Source organism: Actinobacillus lignieresii (genome assembly GCF_900444945.1).
GTDB lineage: Bacteria > Pseudomonadota > Gammaproteobacteria > Enterobacterales > Pasteurellaceae > Actinobacillus > Actinobacillus lignieresii.
Map to the genome: position 1 here is coordinate 358,096 of NZ_UFRM01000001.1, position 23,204 is coordinate 381,299.

The following is a 23,204-nucleotide window of genomic DNA, read 5'->3' on the forward strand; positions in this document are numbered from 1 at the left end:
TTTTATTTACTTAATTTAAAAACTTTACTATTTTAAGCGGCGTTTTAAACCGATGAATTTAAATTGTTTATGCGTTACTTACATCTCTATTTATTCTCCGCATTACTTATATATTCCCATACGGGAAATACGGCTCCGCCGCCTTTCAAAGAAACGCAATTAAAGCGTAATATTCAAATTGATAGTGAAATTCAACAACGCCATCGACAGCAAACCGTTCAGCAAGAAGCACAATTTATACCTCAAACCGATATCCGAATGGACACTCGCTAAGAAAGAAATTTACAAATTCCGTCGGCGGAGTCTCCCTGCTACCTCATTCATCATCTTTCCTTAATCGATTATCCGTCCGAAAGATTAAATCAAACCGAGCAATTCCAATGGGCTTTAGATAAAGCGGTTGCAGATTTACAACTGAGATTACCGCATTGTTTAGGCGGAGAAGGTTTGAGCATTTTAATGAAGCAAATACAAAATAATATTATCGAGAAAGGCTATGTAACTACACGAGTGGTAGCACAAGAGCAGGATTTAGGTTCCGGTAATTTAGTGCTAAGCGTGATTGTCGGAAAAATAGGTAATACGGTCGTGATGGATAACGGTCGTGTACCTCGTTTTACCCCTTTACACGCTCTGACCGCTTTTACCTTTGAAAAAGGCGATATTTTAAATGTGCGCAATATTGAACAGTCACTTGAGAATTTAAAGCGAGTGCCTACAGCGGATGCCAATATTGAAATTCTTCCGAGCGAGGGAGAAGGCGGTCAAATAGGCGAAAGCGATTTAAAAATCAGCTACGCCCAAGCGATTCCGTTTCGGCTGAATCTCGGTTTAGAAGATTCGGGTTCCACCTCCACCGGTAAATGGCAAGCCTCGGCGACTTTATCTTGGGATAATATTTTTTCAGCAAACGATCTGTTCTATACCAGTTTCACTCATAGCATCAAACGTCATTCCGACGATAAAGGCAAGCGTGCCAGTCGGAATCTTTCCTTCTATTATTCGGTTCCTTTCGGTTATTGGCAATTGACCGCAAACCACACCGTTTATCGTTATTATCAACAAGTGTTCGGCGCCTTTGAAAATTATCTGTATGCCGGAGAGAGTGAAACGGACAAGTTAAATCTATCACGCGTGTTATATCGAGATGCGGTTCGAAAAACTACGCTTTCCGGCGGTTTTTGGTCACGCCATTCTAAAAATTTTGTCGATAATACGGAAGTCGAGGTTCAGCGTCGGCGTATGGCGGGCTGGGAAGCCGGTATTGCGCATAAAGAATATTTAGGTAATGCCACTTTAGCGTTGGATATGAATTTTAAACGGGGAACAGGGGTAAGAGGCGCAATCGGCGCACCGGAGGAAGCTTATAACGAAGGTACTTCCCGCTTAAAAATTATTACGCTCTCTATCGATTATAAAAAGCCGTTTGAATTAGCAGGACAAGTTTGGCAATTTCAAACCGGTTTCAATGCGCAATGGAATAAAACACCGCTCATTCCTCAATGATCGTCTCAGTATCGGCAGTCGTTACACGGTACGAGGTTTTAACGGGGAACTTTCGCTTTCGGGCGAGAGAGGTTGGTATTGGCGTAATGAATTGAGTTGGAATGTCGGTAATAAAGGACACTGGTTTTATTGGGGATTGGACGGCGGGAGAGTTTCCGGTTTAGGCGGTAATGCGAGATTAGGTCATCATTTAATGGGAACGGTTATAGGATTACGAGGCGGTTGGAAAGGTTTTTATTATGACTATTTTATCGGCAGACCGATACGTTATCCCGAAGGATTTAGCGCATCAAAACATGTGTTAGGTTTTAATCTGAATTACGCTTTTTAACGTACTTCTGTCATTAAAGGAATTAATTAAGTAAAAGGAATTACATTATGAATAAGAAATCTTTCCGTGTCATTTTCAGTAAAACATTACAGTGTCTTGTAGTGGTATCCGAATTAGCTAGAACAACAGGCAAAGCAAATGAAGCGGGTATGACAAGCGGTGTGATTTCGCAGAAAATTTGCAAAATTAGACCGCTTACCTTTAGCTTATTTTGCGCATTAGGCTTTGTCGGTTTTTCAGAAAATGCGTTGGCGGAACTTCTTATTCAAGCGGATAAAAATGCGCCGAAGCATGAACAACCTATCGTATTCAAAACACCGAACGGCTTGCCGCAAGTGAATATTCAAACTCCGAATGACAAAGGACTTTCGCATAATAAATACAGCCGATTTGACGTAGATAGCAAAGGAGCGATTTTAAATAACAGCCGCTCACAAACCCAAACGCAACTGGCGGGTATGGTTCAAGGCAATCCTAATTTAGCCCGTGGCGAAGCGAGGGTGATTTTAAATGAAGTTAATTCGAGCGATCCGAGTATCTTAAAGGGTTATATTGAAGTCGCGGGTAAAAAAGCGGATGTAATTATCGCCAACCCGAGCGGCTTACATTGCGAAGGCTGCGGCGTCATTAATGCCGATCGCGCTACTTTCACTACCGCTAACGGCAGAACAAGTGCAAGGTATTGCGAAAGCGGCTTCAGAAGGCTCTGTTACGGGCGGGGCCGTAGGAGTGAGTGTCACTTACGGACAACAAAAATCCGAGCAGACCCAACACAGCAAAGGCAATACGGCAGAGAAAAGCCAAGTGAATGCAGGGGGTAAAGTCAATATTCTTACTACGGGTAAAGGAGAAAAATCGCAGATTACGATTTCCGGAGCGGATTTGTCGGGGCAAGTGGGTACACACTTAAAAGCGGACGGCAAAGTTAATATTGAAGCGATAGACGAAAATCATCTTGAACGCAGTAAAAACAAATCAAGCGGATTTAGTGCCGGTGTGGGGATTCAATTCGGTGACGGCATCACTGCTGGCGTTACTGCAGGCGGAAATGTGGCGAAAGGCTATGGTAATGGTGAGAGTCAAGCATGGGTAGCCAGCCAAGTGGGCAGTGAAAACAGCCGAACCACGATTGAAAGTGGCAAGGATACCAATATCATCGGCTCACAAGTGAAGGGTAAACGGGTTGAAGTCACAGCAGAAAACCTAAATATCGAAAGTTTACAAGATACCGCTAAATATAAAGGTAAACAGGAAAGTGTAAACGGACAAGTAACGGTAGGTTACGGTGTGTCAGTTGGCGGCAGTTACAGTAAATCGAAAATCAATTCGGATTATGCCAGTGTTAAAACCCAAGCGGGAATATCAGCGGGTGATGAAGGTTATGATGTAAATATAACATAGTGCAGATTTCTATGCTTTGGCAAAAATCGGAACAGTAAATTTACTTAGTAATACGAAGAAATCAATAAATAGTTCAAGTGTTACCTCATCTGTTATCAGTGATGGAGTGTTTACGATTCGAGATAGAGAAGGGCAAGAAAATATCAGCCATATTAAAAAAGGAACTACTGAGCAGACTAACCGATTAGAGCAACAAGATTATCGCTCTCTCCAAAAAGATGTAGAAACAGATACGGCAACTAAAAAAGCTTTCTATTCTAATATGGTAGGCTTAACAGATGAAGCCTATCGGACTATGTTTATCGCTGAACATCGTATGCTTACAGCGGAAATTGATGAAAATGGCAAGCCAATCTTGGATATTAATTTATTGAATGAAATTGATAAAGAATCAGATAAAAAGGGAATAAATCGTGAAGAGTATCGTAAAGATCAAGAAGTAAAAGGTCGCAATATATATCGATTACGAGAGCTCTCAGATCAAGATCGTAATAATCTAAAACAAGTAACTTACACTGATCCACTAACAAGAAAATCCGAGAAAAAATATGTAGTAGCCTTTAATGGTATTTTTAATGATGAAAATGCGGCGGCTAAATTTGCTTGGCAAAACTATGTAGCTAAAGAAAGTCAATCAGGAAAAATCGATAGTCGAGTTCATCAGAACGTTTATTTTGTACATCACCCTCAAGCCGGTAATGCAATATCGGAATTATTGGTGGCGGGTTATGAAAAAATGTTTGAAACATCTTTTGGTAATGTCCTTGGTATGGATAATTCCAGCTTGCAAGCGAAGGAATTAATGACGAAGTATGGTAAAAATGAGCTTTTTGTAGGCTCACATAGCCGAGGTACATTAACAGTAACTAATGCATTAAATTCATTAAATACAAAAGAAAATCGGGATGATAAATTACTGTCTGGTACAACAGTAAAAATGGTTGGTCCTGCTACAAACGTTACTCATGCAGATAATGTATTAAGTGTGTTACAAACAGGCAAAGAACGTACAAATAGAGAAGGCTCAATTCGAATCGAAAATCATGAACAAGATCCGGTGGGCAGTATTCCTATCATATTAGGCGGAAATCCTGCCACAATGAATGATAACGAGCAAAATAGAGGAGTGATAAGAAGGGTCATAGATATGTTCGGTGATAATTCTTCTATGCATAATTGTTATGGTTTAGGGCAAAAGCAATGTGTTACTGATGGGTATCGTAAAAATGAAAAAGATTTAATTATGAATAAGGAACAAACTATTTACGATTTAAATAGAAACTCAAATAAATAATAGGAGAAAGTTTGGTGAGGTTATTGTCTACTATCTTATTAAGTTTAGTATTAACATATTGTTCATTTGGAGGGTTTCAACCACCTAAACCGTATTATATCTGGGGATATAAATATAAGAAGTTTGAAAAATCTTACGATTATTATGTTTTTAGAGATAAAGAAATGCGTGCTTGTGGAATGGATCCAGTTCTTGGTGAAAGTGTGGAACTTAAAGTTAACTTATGTTTAGAGAAAAAAGGATGGTATCTAGAGCAAGGTCCGGTGTGTGAAGAAAAATACGTATGGAATGAACCGGAATGTATTAAATGGCGAGCAAAATATAGTAAGCCAAATGTGCAACCTTGGGGATAATAGTCATTTAAGTGTTTTAAAAATTTAATTTCAGAAATTTGGGAATAGTGGACAAAATTGAGTCTACAAAATGGGTTAAAACCTTGTACTATAAGGCTTTAACCCACTTTTTATAAAAATGACTAAAAAATTGTATTTTCTGCTCATCTTTTAACCTCAAAAAATATGGCAAAATTAATGGTGTTCAACGCTATAAATGTCTTGATTGCCATCGTAATTTTGTTGCATCCAAGCGACTTAATTCACAAGAAATCTGGTTTAAGTATACCTCGCTAAAACAAACCATTCGGCAGCTTACTATTGAATATCAATGTTCTGAAAGAACCATCAGAAGACATCTTCAAAAATCCATCAAAGCTGAGCAAAAACCTTTACCCGAAACCATTAACATCGTGATGGATACCACACATTTTAAACAGCGTTTTGCCGTATTGGTTTTAGTGGATTCACTCTCTTCCAAACCGGTCTACTTTCGTTTTATTCCCGCTGAGAAAAATCAGTATTATTTCGAAGCTATATCAGAATTAATGGAAAAAGGCATTAAGATTCAATCGATTACCTGCGATGGTAGGCGAGGGTTATTAAATGCTTATCTTGATATTCCAACTCAGATGTATCATTTTCATCAAGTTGGGAGAGGGATATTTTATTTAACGAAATCACCCAAATCTCCGGCTGGGAAAGCGTTATTGGAGCTATACTATTCACTTAAATCTTATACAAAAGAGACGCTTAATCAAGCATTACTGCAATGGCTGAATGAGTATAAAACTTACTTTAACGAACGCTCGGAGCATAATGCAAAACGGTTTAAACACAAACGATTAAGAAGTGCCTATTGGAGTCTAAAACGTAGCATAAATTATTTATTTACCTATCAAGATTATCCTGAACTGCATATTGCACATACGACGAATTTAGTCGAGTCATTTTTTAAGCTGATGAAAGCAAAATTAGCTCCTCACCAAGGATTGACTGATGAACATAAGATGGTGTTTATAAAGGATTTTATTTGCCAGCGAAGTTAAAAATAAAGCCATAACAGACTCAAAAATGTCCATTATGGCTATATCATGGGGAAATTAGACTCAATTTTGTCCACTATCCCGAAATTTGTAATGGATACAATGAATACAGAAAATAATTAATTTTTAAAATCAAGCACTAAACGAGTTGATAACAGCACTGTAGCAGGTGTTATATGAAGTAGGCATAATGATATAACTTAATTATAAGCGGTCAATTCCTAAAATCTTTTGCAATTTGCAAACTTTTATCGGAATTTGACCGCTTGTCTTAATAATTAGTGGCGGAAGTGACGCATACCTGTTAAGACCATTGCCATACCGTGTTCGTTAGCCGCATCAATCACTTCTTGATCTCGCATTGAGCCGCCTGGGTGGATTACACAAGTAATGCCGACTTTAGCTGCCGCATCAATACCGTCACGGAATGGGAAGAACGCATCTGAAGCCATTACGCATCCAGCAACTTGTAAGCCTTCGTCTTCCGCTTTGATACCGGCAATTTTCGCTGAATATACACGGCTCATTTGACCCGCTCCGATACCGATTGTTTGACCGTTTTTCGCATAAACAATCGCATTTGATTTCACATATTTTGCCACTTTCCAGCAGAATAATAAGTCCTCAAGCTCTTCTTTGCTTGGTTTTCTCTCAGATACCACTTGTAAATCATCAATTGAAACAGAACCTTGATCCGCATCTTGCACTAATAAACCGCCGTTTACACGTTTGAAATCTAAACGTTTTTGCGCTTGAGTAAATTCACCACATTCTAAGACACGCACATTTTTCTTCTTCGCAAGCGCTGCTTTTGCTGCTTCTGAAACGCTTGGAGCAATAATCACTTCCACAAATTGGCGTTCTGCGATCGTTTGTGCCGTTTCACCGTCTAATTCACGGTTGAAAGCAATAATACCGCCGAATGCTGATGTCGGGTCGGTTTGGTAAGCACGGTTATAAGCTTCTAAAATGTCTTTGCCTAATGCCACACCACAAGGGTTTGCGTGTTTCACAATCACGCAAGCCGGTTCTGCAAATTCTTTTACACACTCAAGTGCCGCATCGGTATCCGCAATATTGTTATAAGAAAGCGCTTTACCTTGTAATTGTTTTGCGGTTGAAACAGAAGCTTCTTTCACTTCGTTTTCTACATAGAAAGCCGCATTTTGATGTGAGTTTTCACCGTAACGCATAGTTTGTTTACGTACGAAATTTAAGTTTAAGGTACGAGGGAATTGACCGCAGACTTGCGTTAAATCTTCTTCCTCTGCGCCTTGGTATGGCGGAACAAGTTTACCGAAGTAGTTCGCAATCATGGAATCATATTGTGCAGTATGTTCGAATGCTTTAATTGCAAGGTTGAAACGCGTTTCAAGCGTTAATTCGTTTTGGTTTTGATCCATTTCGGCAAGAATTGCATCAAAATCGTTATTATTCACTACGATCGCCACATCTTTATGGTTTTTCGCTGCAGAACGCACCATTGTTGGGCCGCCGATATCAATATTTTCAACCGCATCCTCTAAGGTGCAATTTGGATTCGCAACCGTTGCCGCAAACGGATATAAGTTCACTACCACCATATCAATACGTTCGATACCGTGTCGGTTCATCACTTCATCATCCGTACCGCGGCGACCAAGAATACCGCCGTGTACTTTCGGATGTAGAGTTTTTACACGACCGTCCATCATTTCAGGGAAGCCTGTGTAGTCCGATACTTCCGTGGCCGGTAAGCCTGCTTCAGCTAACAGCTTTGCCGTACCGCCTGTCGAAAGTAATTTTACACCGCGAGCGACTAGCCCTTGTGCAAATTCTACAATACCTTTTTTGTCAGACACACTTAATAACGCCTGTTGAATCGCCATTTTTCTAAGTTCCTTAAAATGAATGTTAAATAAATACCTTTTTATTATAGCGCAAACGTTTGCTTTTTTCATTAGCAAGCGGTCGAATTTGCAAAGTTTTTTGTAAAAACGACCGCTTGCAGAGTGAACAAAGAAGCGTAGAATAAAGAAAATATAGGAGGCGTTATGATTAGACATGATTTAGACAATTTTGAGTTTAGCTATCTAAGCGAAGAGGGAATCAAAGCCGGAAGATTACGTTATCGTTATATTAAAGATAATGTGATTGACGCTTATACCACCAAAGTGGACGAAGCTTTTCAAGGAAAGGGGATTGCCGGTGAGCTTTATGCCGCATTAATTGCATTCGCTCAAGAAAAAGGGCTAAAAATCAAGCCGAGTTGTAGTTATATTGAAGTAAAAATGCGGAGAAGTCATCAGGATTTAATTGCATAAGTAAAAGGCACTCGTCAGGAGTGCCTTTTAGGGAAATTATTCGTTAAAGAGCGCCATATAAAATTTATTTTCAAAATTCACTAACGGCGCACGTTTGGTTTTACTTTCCAGCTCGCCGGTTGAATAGCCGTTTACAAATTGTACAAAGGCGATACGTTCGCCTCGCGCATTTTTCATAAAGCCCGCCAGATTATATACCCCTTTCAGTGAACCGGTTTTGGCAATCAGATTTTTCGCCAGCGGTTCGACGGAGATAGAGCCCCTACCGGAAATCGTGCCGTCCACACCCGCAATCGGGAAGGTTTCAAACAGCTGTAATTGCGCTTCATTTTTTGCAATATATTCAAGGGCTTGCAACATCGTTTCCGCATTGATTTGGTTATGACGAGAAAGACCTGAACCGTCCGCGACAATACTATTTCCAAAGGTAACGCCCGCTTTAGATTTTAATAAAGTGCGTAATACGTGACTAGCTAACGGAAAAGACGCCGGACGATTATGCTGCTGATTGGCAATGGTTCTGAATAGACTATCCGCAATTTGGTTATCGGATTTTTTCATCATTTTCTTTAAAAGATCCGGTAACGGAGCAGACCAATGTTCCGCCAACAAAGTACCTTTTTGCGCATTAAGCGGTTCTTGAATTTTCCCTTCAAAAGCAATGCCTAGGCGCTTTAAATTCGCTTTAATCAAATTTGCACCGTAAGTAGCGGGATCTTGTACGGAAAAACTCAATTCGAACGGTTCCGCTTGGCGAGCCATACAGCCTTTGATTTGATAGCGGTTGTTGTCATTAACTACGACATCCAACTGGCAATAAGGAGCTTCCGCTTTATCGACGATATAAGCGGAGCTAAATACTTGTACCGGATAAGCGGAAGGCACATTAACTTTGGCAAAATCACCGACTTTTTGATTGGCGTCTAAATTGACATAAAAACAGTTGTTATCCACATTGACGGCTGCCGGCGGAGCGTTAAAACACATGGTTAAATCATTCCAAATCCAACCCGCCGCTTTATCATGACTGGCAAAAACGGAGGTATCTAAAATGAGATTGCCTTCTATTTTTTCAATACCTTGTTTTTTTAATTGCCCGATAAGCTGATAAAGCTGACCGCTGGTCAGATCAGGATCACCGGTAAATTTTGCGATTAAATCGCCTTTTATAGCACCGTTTTCCACTTGTCCGTTCGTTAATAAAGTGGTTTGAAAGCGAAAATCGTTCGGTAAGACTAATTTAGCGGCAAGAGCGGTAAATACTTTTTGCGTGCTTGCCGGCAACATAAACACATCGCTTTGATATTGGGTAATAATTTGATTGGTTTCGAGGTTTTTGGCGATAAAACTTGCGGCAGTGCCCGCCGGTAAATTAGCTAAAAGTTCCGAAGTATTTATCTCGGCAAAAGTGAGCGTCGGAATAAATAGACCGGCTAGGGCGAGGTTCTGAATGTATGAACGAACGGATTTTAACAACATATAAATTCGGGAGTTGATATTTTTAACAAGACGTTGAATAATAGTCCTTTAAACTATTTTAGTAAACTTGAAAAGGATAAATAATGAAACAAATTCCTATGACGGTGCGCGGAGCGGAATTGCTTCGTGAAGAATTAGAATTTCTAAAAAATGTTCGCCGCCCACAAATTATTGACGCTATCGCAGAAGCACGCGAACACGGCGATTTAAAAGAAAATGCCGAATATCACGCAGCGCGTGAACAGCAAGGTTTCTGTGAAGGTCGTATCCAAGAAATCGAAGGTAAACTAGGTAATGCACAAATTATTGACGTTACTAAAATGACAAATAACGGCAAAGTGATTTTCGGTGCAACCGTCAGCTTAGTAAATGCGGACACCGAGGAAGAAGTGACTTATCGCATTGTCGGTGATGATGAAGCGAATATTAAAGAAGGCTTAATCTCGGTAAACTCACCAATTGCTCGTGGTTTAGTAGGCAAAGAAGTTGATTATTCGGTCAGTATCGTTACGCCGGGCGGTAAAGTAGAGTTCGACATTATTAGCGTGGAATATATTTAGTCCGAATCTCGTATAAAGTTAAGCGGTCATATTTCTTCAAAGTTTTGCAAAAAATGGAAGAAATATGAACCGCTTTTCTATTTATTGGAATAGCTGATGGTGTTTTACTAGTTCCTCACGGGTGAGGGTAAACACACCGAGTCCGCCGTTTTTGAGTTCGAGCCAGTGGAATGGTACGCTTGGGAATTGTTCCATTAAATGCACCATACTGTTGCCGACTTCGCAAACTAACACACCGTTATCCGCCAAATAATTCGGTGCTTCGGCAAGAATACGCTTGGTAACATCTAAACCGTCAACGCCTGAACCTAATGCTAACTCCGGTTCGTGATGGAATTCTTGCGGCATATCGTCTAAATCTTCTTGATCCACATACGGCGGATTAGTTACGATTAAATCATATTTATCTTGCGGAATATCGGTAAATAAGTCTGAGCTGATTGGGAATACACGATGTGCAACTTGATGACGCTCGATATTAATTTGTGCCACATCTAACGCATCAAGTGATAAATCAACCGCATCAACTTCTGCATGAGGGAAACGTTCCGCACAAGCAATCGCAATGCAGCCGCTACCGGTACACATATCCAAAATACGTTTCGGCTCGGCACGTAAAATACCGGTAAAACCTTGTTGAATTAATTCGCCGATTGGCGAGCGAGGCACAATAACACGTTCGTCCACATAATATTCGGCACCGCAGAACCATGCCGAATTGGTTAAATAGGCTATCGGTTTGCGCATACCTAAACGCTGGATCACCATCTCGATAATACGTTCTTTCTCGATACGAGTCAGATTTGAGGAATACATCGCTTCCGGCACGTCAATCGGTAAATTTAACGCACTTAATACCAATTGATGAGATTCGTCCCAAGGATTATCCAATCCGTGACCATAGTAAAGATCCGAAGCGTTGAAATAGCTATATGCCCAACGCATCATATCTTGAATCGTTTTTAAATCATCCGCTGCGGATGACTCGGTAATTTCTTCTAATAATTCTAAGTTATGTTCAAACATAGTTGTCCCTTTTATATAAGTTAAAGCAGGCTTATTCTATACCGATATAGTTTTTTGCGCTAGAATTCCACGAAAAATAGCCTATATTGAATGTCACATCCAAGAAGCGGAATTTTTAGTAATGGATAAACAAGAAGATGTTAGATAACGAAGATTTTGCCCTTTTCCAAGAAGCGGTAAAAGGTACGAAAAAAATTAAACAGGATACTTTTGTACCGAAAACCGCACCTCGTAAGAAAGTGAATGAGTTACGAGAGCTACAAGAACAAAAAGACACTGAATTTTTCTTCTCTGATGAATATGAACCGTTATTACGAGAAGAAAATGAGAAAATCAAATATTTGCGTGCGGACATTGATCCGTATATTTTGAAACAACTACGCCGTGGTGATTTTCAGCCGGAACTTTTTTTAGATTTACACGGTTTAACTCGTGAACAAGCGAAAAAAGAATTAGCGGCACTAATTTTGGCGTGTGAGAGAGAACAGGTTTATTGTGCCAGCATTATGACCGGTTTTGGCACGCGTACTTTGAAAGATCAGATTCCTCGCTGGTTGGTGCAACACCCTAAAATCATTGCTTTACACCAAGCACCGAGAGAGTGGGGCGGTGATGCGGCAATTTTGATTTTGGTAGAACAAATCGAAAGTCCGGAAAGACGTTTATTTGAACGTAAATAGAGCATAACAAGCGGTCATTTTTTAGAAAATTTCTGACCGCTTGTGATCAATATGTTTGAAAGGCATGCTTATGAAGAAAAGCGTGCCTTTTATATTTTATTATTTTTCTTGTGGCGGAGATCACAAAAATAAAAAAACATAATAAAAGAGAAAATAATGAGAATTGAGGGATAGTTTTTTTGGCGTAAAATCAGTTTATCTATACCGACAAGCGGTAGGATTTTCATTTGATCTTGCAAAATGAGGGAATAAAAATGAAACAACGTCGATTTGGTAAAACGGGCAAAATGATTTCCGAAATCGGGTTAGGTACTTGGCAATTGGGTACCAAATGGGGAGAGCAGTTTAATCATAAAGAAGCGATGGCGATTCTGGAAACCGCTTACAAACAAGGGATTAACTTTTTAGACACTGCGGATGTATATAACAATGGTTTGAGTGAAAAAGCTATCGGTGAGATTCTGAAAAAATATCCCGACTTTTTTTATGTCACAACTAAATGTGGTCGAGCATTAAATCCGCATACCGCTGAAATGTACACGCCGCAGGCGATAGAAGGTTTTGTTGATGGTAGTTTACAACGTCTCGGTACGGAAAAATTGGATCTGATTTTACTTCACTGTCCGCCGACTTCGGTTTATCGCAACGATGAAATTTTCACTAAACTGGAGCAACTTAAAACAGCCGGTAAATTAGTTGATTACGGTGTAAGTATTGAGAAGGTTGAAGAAGGCTTAATGGCGATGGAATACGATATTGCTGCAATGGAAGTTATCTTTAATATGTTCCGTTTAAAACCGTTAGAACAGCTTTTCCCTACCGCACAGCAAAAAGATGTTGGTATTATCGCACGAGTACCGCTTGCCAGTGGTTTACTAACAGGCAGATATAATACCAAAACTACTTTCGGTAAAGATGACCACCGCACCTTCAACCGCAATGGTGAAGCGTTTGATAAGGGGGAAACATTCTCCGGTGTAGATTATCAACTCGGTTTACAAGCCACTGATGAATTAAAAGCCTTGTTTGGCACGGATGATTTGATTCCTTACGCTTTGCGTTGGGTGCTAATGTACGAAGCTGTGAGTACGGTTATTCCGGGAGCGAGTAAAGTATCGCAACTGATTGCGAATGCGTCGGTAGATTCATTCCCGAATTTAACGAATGAACAAATGCAAAAAGTGACGGAAATTTATAATCGTCTCATTCGTCCGAGCGTACATTCGCTTTGGTAGTTTGCATATTTAGATGTAACGGAGAAAAGAGCCATAGTAGATTGATATAGATCCGCTATGGCTAATTTATTGGATGAGTGATGTAAAATTTGTCACAGATCCGACCGCTTGATCTACCCATTTAACTAAGAAATTTGTAGAATGCGAAGCTTTGTTTATAAAGGAGAATTTCCATGTTAGAACTTGTGATCGCTATTTTATGTAGCGTCTCGGTCGGTGTGCTGATTAAGGTTGCACGTCAAAAGCAAATCGCCATTGATCAAAGTATTGCGGTGAATTATATCGTCACGACTTCGATGACCTATTTTTTACTGAATCCGGATTTTAAAGGGCAAACCGTGGTCGATATTGTGGCGAATAGCCCTTCCTCTTATCTGTTTTTTGCTTTAGGTTTCTTGTTACCGACTATTTTCCTGATTCAAGCCAAATCGCTTGAATTTGCCGGAATTATCCGTACCGATGCGGCACAACGTCTTTCGCTGTTTTTACCGATTTTGGCGGCGTTTACCATTTTCGGTGAGCAAATTACCCAAAATAAATTAATTGCCTTAGTATTAGCTTTTATTGCACTCGGTTGCTTACTTTGGAAAACGCATCACGGTATGGGCAAAGGCGGTAAAATTGCAATTGTAAGTTTAGCTTGCGTGTGGTTAGGTTATGGTATGACCGACACGCTCTTTAAACAAATTGCCAAATCAGGTTCGGCTTTTCCGGTAACGCTGTTTATCGCCTTTGTCTTTGCCGGCTGTTTAATGTTTGTTTATTTATTGCTTAAACGTACGCAATGGCACGTGCCGAGCGTAGCTGTCGGTTTAGTGTTGGGCGTATTGAATTTCTGCAATATTTTATTCTACATTAAAGCACACCAAGTGATGAAAGATGATCCGACATTAGTGTTTACCGGTATGAACCTCGGCGTGATTTGTTTAGGCACATTTATCGGCGCGTTAGTTTTTAAAGAAAAAATTAATAAAATTAACTACTTAGGTGTCTTTATTGCAATTATTGCGATTATCTGTTTATTTTATTGGAAATAATCCGATTTGAATCAATAATCAAAACTATTCAGATACACAGTTTAAGCTATAATAAATCCTTTCTATTTTTAAACGATAGAAAGGATTTTTCTTTTAAGGGGGAACAATGAAGGCGATCAAACAATGCAGCCAGAGTTATGTAAATTGGGTATTGCGCTTGGGGAGAGGAAAGGCTGCCCTGTTGGGATTCTTTGTATTGGCCAGCTGTGCCATTGTCGCACAAAGTCTTTTAACCTATCTATTTACGGGCGGTATTTTAGCGCAGGATATTTTACGTTCGATTTCTTTCGGGTTGATTTCCGCCCCCTTTGTGATTTATTTCTTTAATCTGATTGTAGAGAAGCTGGAAAAATCGAGAATCCAGCTTGAGCAAAGCGTGTACGATTTAGGTATTCTGCGCGAGCAAGATGCCTTTTTAAACGCAACCTTAGAAAAGAACAACCGTGATAAAAGCGTGTTAATGGCAACGATTAGCCATGAATTACGCACTCCGCTAAACGGTATTATCGGGTTAAGTCGAATCTTACTGGAAGGCGAATTGACTGATCAACAACGTGAATATCTAAAAACGATTAATATTAGTGCGGTTTCGCTGGGGCATATCTTTAGCGATATTATCGATTTGGAAAAAATTGACAGCCGTCGAGTCGAGTTGTTTAGAAAAGAAATCGAATTCTCGCAACTGATTAGCGATATTAGTAATTTCGGCAATTTAATGGCGGAACAAAATAAAATTAAATTTCATATCGACTACTCGGATGATTTACCGAATTTTATCTATGTGGATAATGCCCGCTTAAGCCAAATACTGTGGAATTTGGTCAGTAATGCGGTCAAATTTACTCCGGCTGGCGGCGATATTTATTTAAGCGTGAAACGGATTGATAACGATCATTTCAGCTTCAGCTTGAAAGATACCGGCATCGGTATTCCGAAACACGAACAACGCAAAGTGTTTGCAATGTTCTATCAAGCGGAAAATTCTCAGGAAAGAAAAGCGCAAGGCAGCGGTATCGGTTTGGCGATTTCAAAACGTATCGCAAAATTAATGGGCGGTGATTTAACCCTACACAGTGAAATGGGCAAAGGTTCAACTTTTACCTTGACTATTCAGGCGGATCCGGTCGAAGCGAAAAAATCGGTAAAAATCAACGCGCACGCATTAAAAGTTTTATTGGTGGAAGATATTGAAGTCAATGTGGTTGTCGCGCGTGCCATGTTAGAGAAATTCGGCTGTGATGTGGATGTCGCAATGACCGGCGCACAAGCGTTTGAGTTATTTGAACGGAACAGCTACGACTTGATTTTACTGGATATTCAATTACCGGATATGACCGGCTTTGATATTGCGCAACGATTACGCGAACGTTATGAAAACGAAGAAGTGGATTATTTACCATTATTAGTGGCATTAACCGCCAATATTATGCAAACCAAAGAGGAATATCAGCAACAGGGTATGGACGACGTGTTGCGTAAACCGCTTTCGTTGGAAGCATTATCCGAATGCCTAAATCATTATTTTAATAGTGATTTTTCGGAAAAAACCGCCGAAATTCCACCGCTTGTCGAAACGGAAGAAACGCTCAACCTACCGTATGATCGTAAAATTTTATCGGAATTTATCGAGGTAATGGGAGCGAAAGCGGTATTGGCGAACTTTGCATTATTCGCCAAATTAATGCCGGAGTATTTGGCTAATCTACAACATTATCTAACCGAATGGCAGGCAACCGATTCGCCGGAAATGCGCAAATGTACGGCGGATGAAGCGCATAAAATCAAAGGCGCATTGGCTTCGGTCAGCTTGAAACGCTTACAAGAAGTCGCACAACTTGCGCAGAGCGATAACGGAGAAGTGTGGGAACAGCATATCGCACAATGGGTGTTCCAAATCGCTCAACAGTGGCAAGCGGATTTAGCCTTAGCGGAAAATTGGGTAAAAGAAAATTACTAATCGAAAGGGGATAACGTCTTTAGGCTTTATCCCATTTTTTATGTTTCGGATTGACGAATTCAATCCCTTTATCTTTAAAATGAATTCCTTCGAGTGCCAATAGATAGCGTTTAGCCGGTAAGCCGCCGCCAAAGCCGGTCAAAGTTTGGCTCTTGCCTAATACGCGGTGGCAAGGCACGATAATCGAAATCGGATTGCGCCCGACCGCACCGCCTACCGCTCGCCTTGCATTCGGCTTGCCGAGTTGTTGTGCGATTTCACCGTAACTGGTGGTTTTGCCGTAAGGAATGGTTAATAAAATCTGCCAGACGGATTTCTGAAATTCGGTACCTTGCGGTGCCAGAAAATCCAAATGTCTAAACTCCAATTCCTCACCGGCAAAATAGCGGTCTAAAATATCGCGCGTTTTGCAAAAAATTTCGAAAATTTGACCGCTTGTTTCGTTAGCTTCTTGCCATTTTTGCGCATCGCTTGTGAGCTGTTCTTGCTCAAACTCAATGCCGATTAAACCTTTATCATTGGCAATCAATAACAGCTTGCCGACCGGTGAATCGTAATATTGATAGTAAATCGTTGATTTCATTATTTCTCCTTAAAGTAAATAAAAAGGCGTGTAATCAGTTTACACGCCTTTGGCATCTTCGTAATTTCCTATTTTGAGTTAGGCATTAGAATTTGTAGTTAAGATTTAAGCCGTAGAGATTCCCGCGAGCTTTAATTTTAAATGCCGTACCTTTTTCGTCAAAGCTGTTTGCCGTACCGCGTAGGAATGCATAACCGGCATCCACCGAAAGCGCAGGGGTTACACGGTAGGTTGCACCCACCGAATACCACATACGGTTTGTATCCGGAATCGAAATTGACGGGTGATTGGTACTTGCGTTTTCATCATAAGCGATACCCGCACGTACCGTTAATGGCTTGGACACATCATAAGATACACCTAAAGCGTAACGACTCGCATCCGAGAAGTGTTCTTGTTTGTGTAAGTAATGTTCGCCTTTAGTGCCGTAAGCATCTAACGTTTTTAAACGACTCCATTCGGTACGTTTCCAGCTATATTGAACCGCTAAACGGTCGGTTAATTTATGGAAACCCGATAATTCCCAGAATGCCGGTAAATTAAGTGTTAATTTACACGGGAGTTCTTGGTTGGCAGTCGCCGTGTTTACAATTGTGCCTGATAATACAGTAGGCAAAGAATTGCTATAATGTCCTTTAAATTTCACATCAACAGGTGAGTGATATGCTAAACCCCAACGATGATTTTCGTTTAATTCATAAATTAAGCCGGCATTCCAACCTAATGACCACTCATCTCCGCTTACACGAGCTACTTCTGTAGAACGTTCGTATTTGGATAATACAGTACCTAGCATTTGATAACTTTTTGCAGTTTCAGTTAATTCTTGAGCTTTTTTATTGAGTGAAGCAGCTAAAGTTATTTGACCTGCAGCTAAAGCAGCTTGTGCTTTCTCAGTGGCTTGCATCGCACCTGCACGAGCTTTTTTTGCACCATTTAATGCAGTTTCTGCACTATCACCTAAATGACGAATAAATTCCGCTTTAGAGTAAACAACATTTAAACCTGCACCAATGCTAAAACCGTAACCTAATTTATAAGCACCGCTTAGGTTGAAGTTATGCGCTTGTAATTCGGTATTGCCGCCTAATGAACCTGCTGCAAAATCGGTCGGATATTTTGTTTTTAAACCGTAATTTACGTTATAACCTAAACCGAATGAGAAATCATCATTCACCGGTAATACGAAATACATATTAGGAATCGGTGCGGTTGGTACGACATTACCTGCATAAGCTTGATTACCGTTTGAAGTGATTCCGCGAACGGTCAAGTCTGTATCAACGAGCACGCCACCAGCTGAAATTTCAGGGCGTTTGAATTTAGTCATTAACGCCGGGTTATTTACTACTACGGACGCATTGTCCGCAACCGCCGCATTACCTGCGTACGCCATACCGAGTCCTGACGTTGAAACTTCCGCAAGCTGGAATAAAGAAGCCGATACACCGCCGGCAGATAAAGTTAAGAGTGAAGCAATAAGAGTTTTATTAAATGTGTGATTCATTAGGTATCCTTTTAAAGAAAAAATAGCCGTATAAAAAGGCCATTTTTGTGAACTGTCGTTCATATTTTTATGATTGCTAAAAAGCAAAACGCGGGCGATTCTACGTAGGGATAACAACGTGAGCAAGTGTATTTACTTAAAAAAGTAGGAGTTCCGACCAGTAAGGTATAACGTATTTATATTTATATGAATTTTAAATTGAAAAGCCGATTAAAACGGCAATAGAGCGTAGGTTATATTAATTTCTTATAGATTGGTCGGGATTGTTATTTTATGCCCTTTAAAAATCATTTATAATTGTAAGGTTATTGATTTAAAAAGATGCAAATTATTCTTTTATGTTATCACTAGGGATTATTAATAATCTTTATCATTTATAAAACCTTTCAGTGTGATAAGTGTAAAATTCTTGACTGTAACAGTCAGGTATATCAAAATTCACACCGTAAATCGATTACTATTTCCTTATTAAAAGAGGGACAAAAATTATGAAATTAACGTCAAGAGGGCGTTATGCGGTAACTGCGATTCTAGATATTGCGTTACACGGAAAGTCTTTGCCGGTAAGTCTTGCCGATATTTCGGAACGTCAAGCGATTTCATTGTCGTATTTGGAACAATTATTTGCTCAATTACGTCGCGAAGGAATCGTGCATAGCGTGAGAGGTCCGGGCGGCGGTTATCAACTCGGTAAGCAACCTGAAGAGATTAGTGTGGGGATGATTATTGCGGCGGTGAATGAAAATCTGGACGTAACCAAATGTAAAGGGAACGGTAACTGTAGTAAAAACTCACAGTGCTTAACTCATCATTTATGGGAACGTTTAGAAGAACAAATCGGTGTATTTTTAAATACGATTACCTTGGCGGAGCTGGTTGAAGAACATTCGGATCACGATTGTGAAAAAGAGCATTGCCACGATCATTCACACAAACATTAATTGCAACAATTTCAATAAAAACGACCGCTTATTTAAAGCGAGTTAGGAGTAACAATGTCAGTTAAATTACCTATCTATTTAGATTATGCAGCAACCACTCCGATGGACGAGCGTGTTGCGCAAAAAATGATGCAATATATGACCAAAGACGGTATCTTTGGTAACCCGGCTTCACGTTCGCATAAATTCGGTTGGGAAGCGGAAGAAGCGGTAGATGTTGCACGTAACCATATTGCGGATTTAATCGGCGCGGACAGCCGTGAAATCGTATTTACTTCAGGTGCGACGGAGTCGGATAATCTTGCGATCAAAGGTGCGGCGCATTTTTACCAAACTAAAGGTAAACATATCATCACGGTTAAAACCGAACACAAAGCGGTATTGGATACTTGCCGTCAGTTAGAGCGTGAAGGTTTTGAAGTAACTTACTTAGATCCGGAAGAAGACGGTATTTTAGATTTAGCGAAATTAGAAGCGGCGATTCGTCCGGACACCATTTTAATTTCCGTGATGCACGTAAATAACGAAATGGGTGTTATCCAAGACATCAAAGCAATCGGTGAAATCTGCCGTGCGAAAAAAATCATTTTCCACGTGGACGCAACGCAATCGGTCGGTAAAGTGCCGGTAAACGTACAAGAATTAAAAGTGGATTTAATGTCTTTCTCAAGCCACAAATTATACGGACCAAAAGGTATCGGCGGCTTATATGTATGCCGTAAACCACGTGTTCGTATCGAAGCGATTATTCACGGTGGTGGTCACGAGCGTGGTATGCGTTCAGGTACATTACCTGTACACCAAATCGTAGGTATGGGCGAAGCATATCGTATCGCTAAAGAAGAAATGGCAACAGAAATGCCTCGCTTACGTGCATTACGTGACCGTTTATACAACGGCTTCAAAGATATCGAAGAAGTGTATGTAAACGGTTCAATGGAAGAAGGCAAACGTGTAGATTCAAACTTAAATATCAGCTTCAACTTTGTTGAAGGTGAGTCATTAATGATGGCGTTACGTGATATTGCGGTTTCATCAGGTTCTGCATGTACTTCGGCAAGTTTAGAGCCTTCATATGTATTACGTGCCATCGGCCGTGACGATGAATTAGCGCATAGCTCAATTCGTTTTACTTTAGGTCGTTGGACAACAGAAGAAGAAATCGACTACACCATCGAGCTTGTGAAAAAAGCAATCGTAAAACTTCGTGAACTTTCTCCTCTTTGGGAAATGTTTAAAGAAGGTGTGGATCTATCAAAAATCGAGTGGAATCACCACTAATCAGTAGCAATATTGCAATGCACTTGCGTTGTTGAACCGCCTTGCCGTACTAATTGTACTGTCTGCGGCGGTTCGCCTAGCAACTGCAAGCAATATTTTACTGATAACAGAATTTAACAGAAGGAATGCAACATGGCATACAGCGAAAAAGTAATCGACCACTACGAAAACCCACGTAACGTAGGAACATTTGACAAAGAAGCGGCGGATATCGGTACCGGTATGGTAGGTGCGCCGGCTTGTGGCGATATTTTACGTTTACAAATTAAAGTGAACGATCAAGGTATTATCGAAGACGCACGTTTTAAAGCGTACGGTTGCGGTTCCGCAATCGCATCAAGTTCTTTAATTACCGAATGGGTGAAAGGTAAATCTTTAGAAGAAGCGGGCGCAATCAAAAACAGCGACATCGCGGAAGAATTAGAATTACCGCCGGTAAAAGTTCACTGCTCGATTCTTGCGGAAGACGCAATTAAAGCAGCGATTGCCGACTATAAAGAAAAACAAGCTAAATAATAATATTTAACTTCGGACGACACGGAAAGCACGAAAACAAGCGGTTGTTTTTTCGCAAAATTTTGCAAAATCAACGTTTTCGGGTATTTCCGTGTTTTCCGTGGTAAAGATCGTTTTCATTTAACAGATTAAAAAGGATAACTTATGGCAATTACATTGACAGAAACAGCAGCAAATCGAGTTCGTACATTCTTAGAAAACCGCGGTAAAGGAATCGGTTTACGTTTAGGAGTGAAAACATCGGGCTGTTCGGGACTGGCTTATGTGCTTGAGTTTGTTGATGTGTTAAATGAGGATGATCACGTCTTTGAGCAACACGGCGTAAAAGTGATTGTAGATGAAAAAAGTCTGACTTATTTAGACGGTACCGAATTGGATTTCGTCAAAGAAGGTTTAAACGAAGGCTTTAAATATAACAATCCGAATGTGAAAGATTCTTGCGGTTGCGGTGAAAGTTTTAACGTATAGAGACAAACAATGAATAATCCTTTTGTACTATTTGATTTACCGGTTCAATTCGAATTAGATAACGCTTTGCTTTCCGAACGTTATCTGGCACTACAAAAACAGCTTCATCCGGATAATTTCGCCAGCAGTTCTGCAGCGGAACAATTAGCGGCGGTACAAAAATCGGCGGATGTGAATACGGCGTTACAGACACTTAAAGATCCGATTTTACGTGCGGAAGCGATCATTGAAATCCATACCGGCGAAGCGAAAAATCTCGAAGAAAAAAGTATGCGAGATATTGAGTTTTTAATGCAACAGATGGAATGGCACGAGAAACTCGAAACGATTGAACATCGTCACGATGAAAACGAATTAACCGCCTTCTTAAAGCAAATTAAAACCGAACAAAAAGTCGTGTTGCAGCAATTGCAACAAACGCTTGAAGCACAGCAATGGCAACAAGCTAATGCGCTGACCGATCGCTTACGCTATTTTAAAAAGCTGATTATTCAAATTGAAAAAGTCGAAGAAAAATTCTTTGAGATGTAGTGGTATCGGCCGCATACAAGCGGTCTGATTTTAAGAGAATTTTACAAATGGCTTTACCCTATATTTTGTTGGCATTAGTCGCCGGCTCCGCTTTGGCAAGTCAAGCGGCAATCAATAGCCGCTTAGCGCAAGCAATGCTCGGGCAACCGTTGGTGGCGGCGACCATTTCGTTTGCAACCGGTACGATTGCGTTATTGTTATTCTGTTTTTGGAAAACGGATTTAAGCGGTGCGTTGCAACAGCTTCCGTCACAGCCGATTTGGAAATTGCTCGGCGGTATTTTAGGCGCCGGGTTCGTCTTTACTACGGTATTTTTAGCACCTAAAATCGGCATTACCAATATGCTGTTTTTTATTATTGTCGGACAGCTGGTCACAGGGGCGATTATTGACCATTTCGGTTTGTTCGGAATGGCGGTTCGTCCTTTCCAATTAAATCAGTTAATCGGCTTATTAACGGTTGCTTGCGGTTTGGGGATTTATTTCTTAGCCCGAAAATAAGCGGTCGAATTTAAAGGAAATTTTGCAATGAAAGCATTAGAAGAATTATTAGATAAGCAATCGGCGTGGCTCATTTTAAGAGATTGGTTTACGCAAGCAAAAAATCATTATGAAATTTTAGCGAGCTATCCGGAAGACGCCGGTGCGGCGTTAGTCGGAATGCAGCTTTCGACGCGTTCGCCGATGGGCGCAATCGTATATGAAACCGGCGGCATTTTTATTGATCACGGCTGGTTACGTATTTTAGGCTCAGGTAACGAAAAATTACCGAGAGGCTTATTCGACTGGAATTTCGGTAAAACCTTTAAACAATCAGGCGAACAGCCGAGTCATTTATTAGTGGCGGATGATGCGATCGGCGGCTATTTTGCAATTAACGCCGGTGGTTTAGGTGATAAACTTGGGCAAGTTTATTATCACAACCCGAAAACCAAAAAATGGGAACCGTTAAATTTAGGTTATTCGGAATTTCTCGGCTGGGCGTTAGCCGGCGATTTAGCCGATTTTTATAAAGACTTACGCTGGGAAAACTGGCAAACGGATATTGAGAATTTACAAGGTCATCAAGTATTAGAATTAGAAAGTAAAATCGCCGTCCCGATCGAACGCCACTACCAAGGCGTATTCGCACCGGAAAATATGGGCTATTCGGTAGCATAGCTTTACCACTCTCTCCCCTTGTGGGAGAGA

At 40.4% G+C, this 23,204-nt stretch carries 22 protein-coding genes and 2 pseudogenes; 19 read left to right on the forward strand and 5 right to left on the reverse strand.

Annotation, left to right across the window (positions count from 1 at the left end; genetic code table 11):
• Nucleotides 1–69: 69 nt before the first annotated feature.
• From DY200_RS01595 to DY200_RS01620, 6 genes and pseudogenes are all read left to right on the forward strand, one after another.
• A pseudogene (locus tag DY200_RS01595) lies at nt 70–1,837 on the forward strand (ShlB/FhaC/HecB family hemolysin secretion/activation protein).
• A 47-nt stretch (nt 1,838–1,884) separates the two neighbouring features.
• A pseudogene (locus DY200_RS01600) lies at nt 1,885–2,532 on the forward strand (two-partner secretion domain-containing protein); the annotation flags it as partial.
• 109 nt (nt 2,533–2,641) lie between these two features.
• Nucleotides 2,642–3,238, forward strand: coding sequence for a hemagglutinin repeat-containing protein (locus DY200_RS01605; protein WP_244924170.1), 597 nt, complete (start codon nt 2,642–2,644; stop codon nt 3,236–3,238).
• Between the two features lie 16 nt (nt 3,239–3,254).
• Complete coding sequence (locus tag DY200_RS10760; RefSeq protein ID WP_244924171.1) at nt 3,255–4,532, forward strand: hypothetical protein; 1,278 nt, start codon at nt 3,255–3,257, stop codon at nt 4,530–4,532.
• Nucleotides 4,533–4,546: 14 nt separating this feature from the next.
• Complete coding sequence (locus tag DY200_RS01615) at nt 4,547–4,885, forward strand: hypothetical protein (protein ID WP_012478461.1); 339 nt, start codon at nt 4,547–4,549, stop codon at nt 4,883–4,885.
• Between the two features lie 134 nt (nt 4,886–5,019).
• Nucleotides 5,020–5,913: an IS256 family transposase, variant Zn-binding type gene (locus DY200_RS01620; protein WP_425320817.1), complete on the forward strand. Its 894-nt coding sequence runs from the start codon at nt 5,020–5,022 to the stop codon at nt 5,911–5,913.
• A 275-nt stretch (nt 5,914–6,188) separates the two neighbouring features.
• Here DY200_RS01620 and purH read toward each other — a convergent pair whose 3' ends face one another.
• On the reverse strand, nt 6,189–7,778 hold the full coding sequence (gene purH, locus DY200_RS01625; protein WP_115586668.1) for a bifunctional phosphoribosylaminoimidazolecarboxamide formyltransferase/IMP cyclohydrolase: 1,590 nt from the start codon (nt 7,776–7,778) through the stop codon (nt 6,189–6,191).
• A gap of 165 nt (nt 7,779–7,943) precedes the next feature.
• Between purH and DY200_RS01630 the strand changes: the two genes are divergently transcribed.
• On the forward strand, nt 7,944–8,213 hold the full coding sequence (locus DY200_RS01630) for a GNAT family N-acetyltransferase (RefSeq protein ID WP_115586669.1): 270 nt from the start codon (nt 7,944–7,946) through the stop codon (nt 8,211–8,213).
• 36 nt (nt 8,214–8,249) lie between these two features.
• Here DY200_RS01630 and dacB read toward each other — a convergent pair whose 3' ends face one another.
• Entirely contained in the window at nt 8,250–9,692 is a 1,443-nt protein-coding gene (dacB, locus tag DY200_RS01635; protein ID WP_115586670.1) for a serine-type D-Ala-D-Ala carboxypeptidase, read from the reverse strand.
• An 83-nt stretch (nt 9,693–9,775) separates the two neighbouring features.
• Between dacB and greA the strand changes: the two genes are divergently transcribed.
• Complete coding sequence (greA, locus tag DY200_RS01640) at nt 9,776–10,252, forward strand: transcription elongation factor GreA (RefSeq protein ID WP_115586671.1); 477 nt, start codon at nt 9,776–9,778, stop codon at nt 10,250–10,252.
• An 81-nt stretch (nt 10,253–10,333) separates the two neighbouring features.
• On the opposite strand, the gene prmB is transcribed toward greA, so the two are convergent.
• Entirely contained in the window at nt 10,334–11,278 is a 945-nt protein-coding gene (prmB, locus tag DY200_RS01645) for a 50S ribosomal protein L3 N(5)-glutamine methyltransferase (protein WP_115586672.1), read from the reverse strand.
• Nucleotides 11,279–11,415: 137 nt separating this feature from the next.
• Here prmB and smrB point away from each other — a divergent pair, with 137 nt between their 5' ends.
• The 4 genes from smrB (at nt 11,416) to DY200_RS01665 (ending at nt 16,187) form a co-directional block, all read left to right on the forward strand.
• On the forward strand, nt 11,416–11,958 hold the full coding sequence (gene smrB / locus DY200_RS01650) for an endonuclease SmrB (RefSeq protein ID WP_005597623.1): 543 nt from the start codon (nt 11,416–11,418) through the stop codon (nt 11,956–11,958).
• A gap of 254 nt (nt 11,959–12,212) precedes the next feature.
• Nucleotides 12,213–13,193: an aldo/keto reductase gene (locus DY200_RS01655; RefSeq protein ID WP_115586673.1), complete on the forward strand. Its 981-nt coding sequence runs from the start codon at nt 12,213–12,215 to the stop codon at nt 13,191–13,193.
• A gap of 173 nt (nt 13,194–13,366) precedes the next feature.
• Nucleotides 13,367–14,230, forward strand: a complete 864-nt coding sequence (locus tag DY200_RS01660; protein ID WP_115586674.1) for a DMT family transporter — start codon at nt 13,367–13,369, stop codon at nt 14,228–14,230.
• Nucleotides 14,231–14,336: 106 nt separating this feature from the next.
• Nucleotides 14,337–16,187 carry an ATP-binding protein gene (locus DY200_RS01665; protein WP_039709146.1) on the forward strand — a complete coding sequence of 617 codons (1,851 nt, stop codon included), beginning with the start codon at nt 14,337–14,339 and terminating at the stop codon, nt 16,185–16,187.
• Nucleotides 16,188–16,206: 19 nt separating this feature from the next.
• On the opposite strand, the gene DY200_RS01670 is transcribed toward DY200_RS01665, so the two are convergent.
• Nucleotides 16,207–16,770 carry a methylated-DNA--[protein]-cysteine S-methyltransferase gene (locus DY200_RS01670; RefSeq protein WP_115586675.1) on the reverse strand — a complete coding sequence of 188 codons (564 nt, stop codon included), beginning with the start codon at nt 16,768–16,770 and terminating at the stop codon, nt 16,207–16,209.
• A gap of 85 nt (nt 16,771–16,855) precedes the next feature.
• Nucleotides 16,856–18,277: a porin gene (locus tag DY200_RS01675; protein ID WP_115586676.1), complete on the reverse strand. Its 1,422-nt coding sequence runs from the start codon at nt 18,275–18,277 to the stop codon at nt 16,856–16,858.
• Between the two features lie 488 nt (nt 18,278–18,765).
• Between DY200_RS01675 and DY200_RS01680 the strand changes: the two genes are divergently transcribed.
• The 7 genes from DY200_RS01680 (at nt 18,766) to DY200_RS01710 (ending at nt 23,174) form a co-directional block, all read left to right on the forward strand.
• Nucleotides 18,766–19,218 carry an Rrf2 family transcriptional regulator gene (locus tag DY200_RS01680; protein WP_115586677.1) on the forward strand — a complete coding sequence of 151 codons (453 nt, stop codon included), beginning with the start codon at nt 18,766–18,768 and terminating at the stop codon, nt 19,216–19,218.
• 54 nt (nt 19,219–19,272) lie between these two features.
• Nucleotides 19,273–20,499 carry an IscS subfamily cysteine desulfurase gene (locus tag DY200_RS01685; RefSeq protein WP_005612282.1) on the forward strand — a complete coding sequence of 409 codons (1,227 nt, stop codon included), beginning with the start codon at nt 19,273–19,275 and terminating at the stop codon, nt 20,497–20,499.
• Nucleotides 20,500–20,631: 132 nt separating this feature from the next.
• Nucleotides 20,632–21,015 carry a Fe-S cluster assembly scaffold IscU gene (iscU, locus tag DY200_RS01690; protein ID WP_005597611.1) on the forward strand — a complete coding sequence of 128 codons (384 nt, stop codon included), beginning with the start codon at nt 20,632–20,634 and terminating at the stop codon, nt 21,013–21,015.
• A gap of 144 nt (nt 21,016–21,159) precedes the next feature.
• Nucleotides 21,160–21,483 (forward strand): iron-sulfur cluster assembly protein IscA, encoded by a 324-nt coding sequence (gene iscA, locus DY200_RS01695; protein ID WP_005597607.1) that lies wholly within the window; start codon nt 21,160–21,162, stop codon nt 21,481–21,483.
• A gap of 9 nt (nt 21,484–21,492) precedes the next feature.
• Nucleotides 21,493–22,014 carry a Fe-S protein assembly co-chaperone HscB gene (gene hscB, locus DY200_RS01700; protein WP_115586678.1) on the forward strand — a complete coding sequence of 174 codons (522 nt, stop codon included), beginning with the start codon at nt 21,493–21,495 and terminating at the stop codon, nt 22,012–22,014.
• A gap of 47 nt (nt 22,015–22,061) precedes the next feature.
• Entirely contained in the window at nt 22,062–22,514 is a 453-nt protein-coding gene (locus DY200_RS01705; protein ID WP_005597604.1) for a DMT family transporter, read from the forward strand.
• Between the two features lie 27 nt (nt 22,515–22,541).
• Entirely contained in the window at nt 22,542–23,174 is a 633-nt protein-coding gene (locus tag DY200_RS01710) for a DUF2625 family protein (RefSeq protein ID WP_115586679.1), read from the forward strand.
• Nucleotides 23,175–23,204: the final 30 nt, after the last annotated feature.

Coding starts and splice junctions, on each gene's coding strand:
- purH (WP_115586668.1), bottom strand. CDS start 7,778: ATGGCGATTCAACAGGCGTTATTAAGTGTGTCTGACAAAAAAGGTATT.
- DY200_RS01630 (WP_115586669.1), top strand. CDS start 7,944: ATGATTAGACATGATTTAGACAATTTTGAGTTTAGCTATCTAAGCGAA.
- dacB (WP_115586670.1), bottom strand. CDS start 9,692: ATGTTGTTAAAATCCGTTCGTTCATACATTCAGAACCTCGCCCTAGCC.
- greA (WP_115586671.1), top strand. CDS start 9,776: ATGAAACAAATTCCTATGACGGTGCGCGGAGCGGAATTGCTTCGTGAA.
- prmB (WP_115586672.1), bottom strand. CDS start 11,278: ATGTTTGAACATAACTTAGAATTATTAGAAGAAATTACCGAGTCATCC.
- smrB (WP_005597623.1), top strand. CDS start 11,416: ATGTTAGATAACGAAGATTTTGCCCTTTTCCAAGAAGCGGTAAAAGGT.
- DY200_RS01655 (WP_115586673.1), top strand. CDS start 12,213: ATGAAACAACGTCGATTTGGTAAAACGGGCAAAATGATTTCCGAAATC.
- DY200_RS01660 (WP_115586674.1), top strand. CDS start 13,367: ATGTTAGAACTTGTGATCGCTATTTTATGTAGCGTCTCGGTCGGTGTG.
- DY200_RS01665 (WP_039709146.1), top strand. CDS start 14,337: ATGAAGGCGATCAAACAATGCAGCCAGAGTTATGTAAATTGGGTATTG.
- DY200_RS01670 (WP_115586675.1), bottom strand. CDS start 16,770: ATGAAATCAACGATTTACTATCAATATTACGATTCACCGGTCGGCAAG.
- DY200_RS01675 (WP_115586676.1), bottom strand. CDS start 18,277: ATGAATCACACATTTAATAAAACTCTTATTGCTTCACTCTTAACTTTA.
- DY200_RS01680 (WP_115586677.1), top strand. CDS start 18,766: ATGAAATTAACGTCAAGAGGGCGTTATGCGGTAACTGCGATTCTAGAT.
- DY200_RS01685 (WP_005612282.1), top strand. CDS start 19,273: ATGTCAGTTAAATTACCTATCTATTTAGATTATGCAGCAACCACTCCG.
- iscU (WP_005597611.1), top strand. CDS start 20,632: ATGGCATACAGCGAAAAAGTAATCGACCACTACGAAAACCCACGTAAC.
- iscA (WP_005597607.1), top strand. CDS start 21,160: ATGGCAATTACATTGACAGAAACAGCAGCAAATCGAGTTCGTACATTC.
- hscB (WP_115586678.1), top strand. CDS start 21,493: ATGAATAATCCTTTTGTACTATTTGATTTACCGGTTCAATTCGAATTA.
- DY200_RS01705 (WP_005597604.1), top strand. CDS start 22,062: ATGGCTTTACCCTATATTTTGTTGGCATTAGTCGCCGGCTCCGCTTTG.
- DY200_RS01710 (WP_115586679.1), top strand. CDS start 22,542: ATGAAAGCATTAGAAGAATTATTAGATAAGCAATCGGCGTGGCTCATT.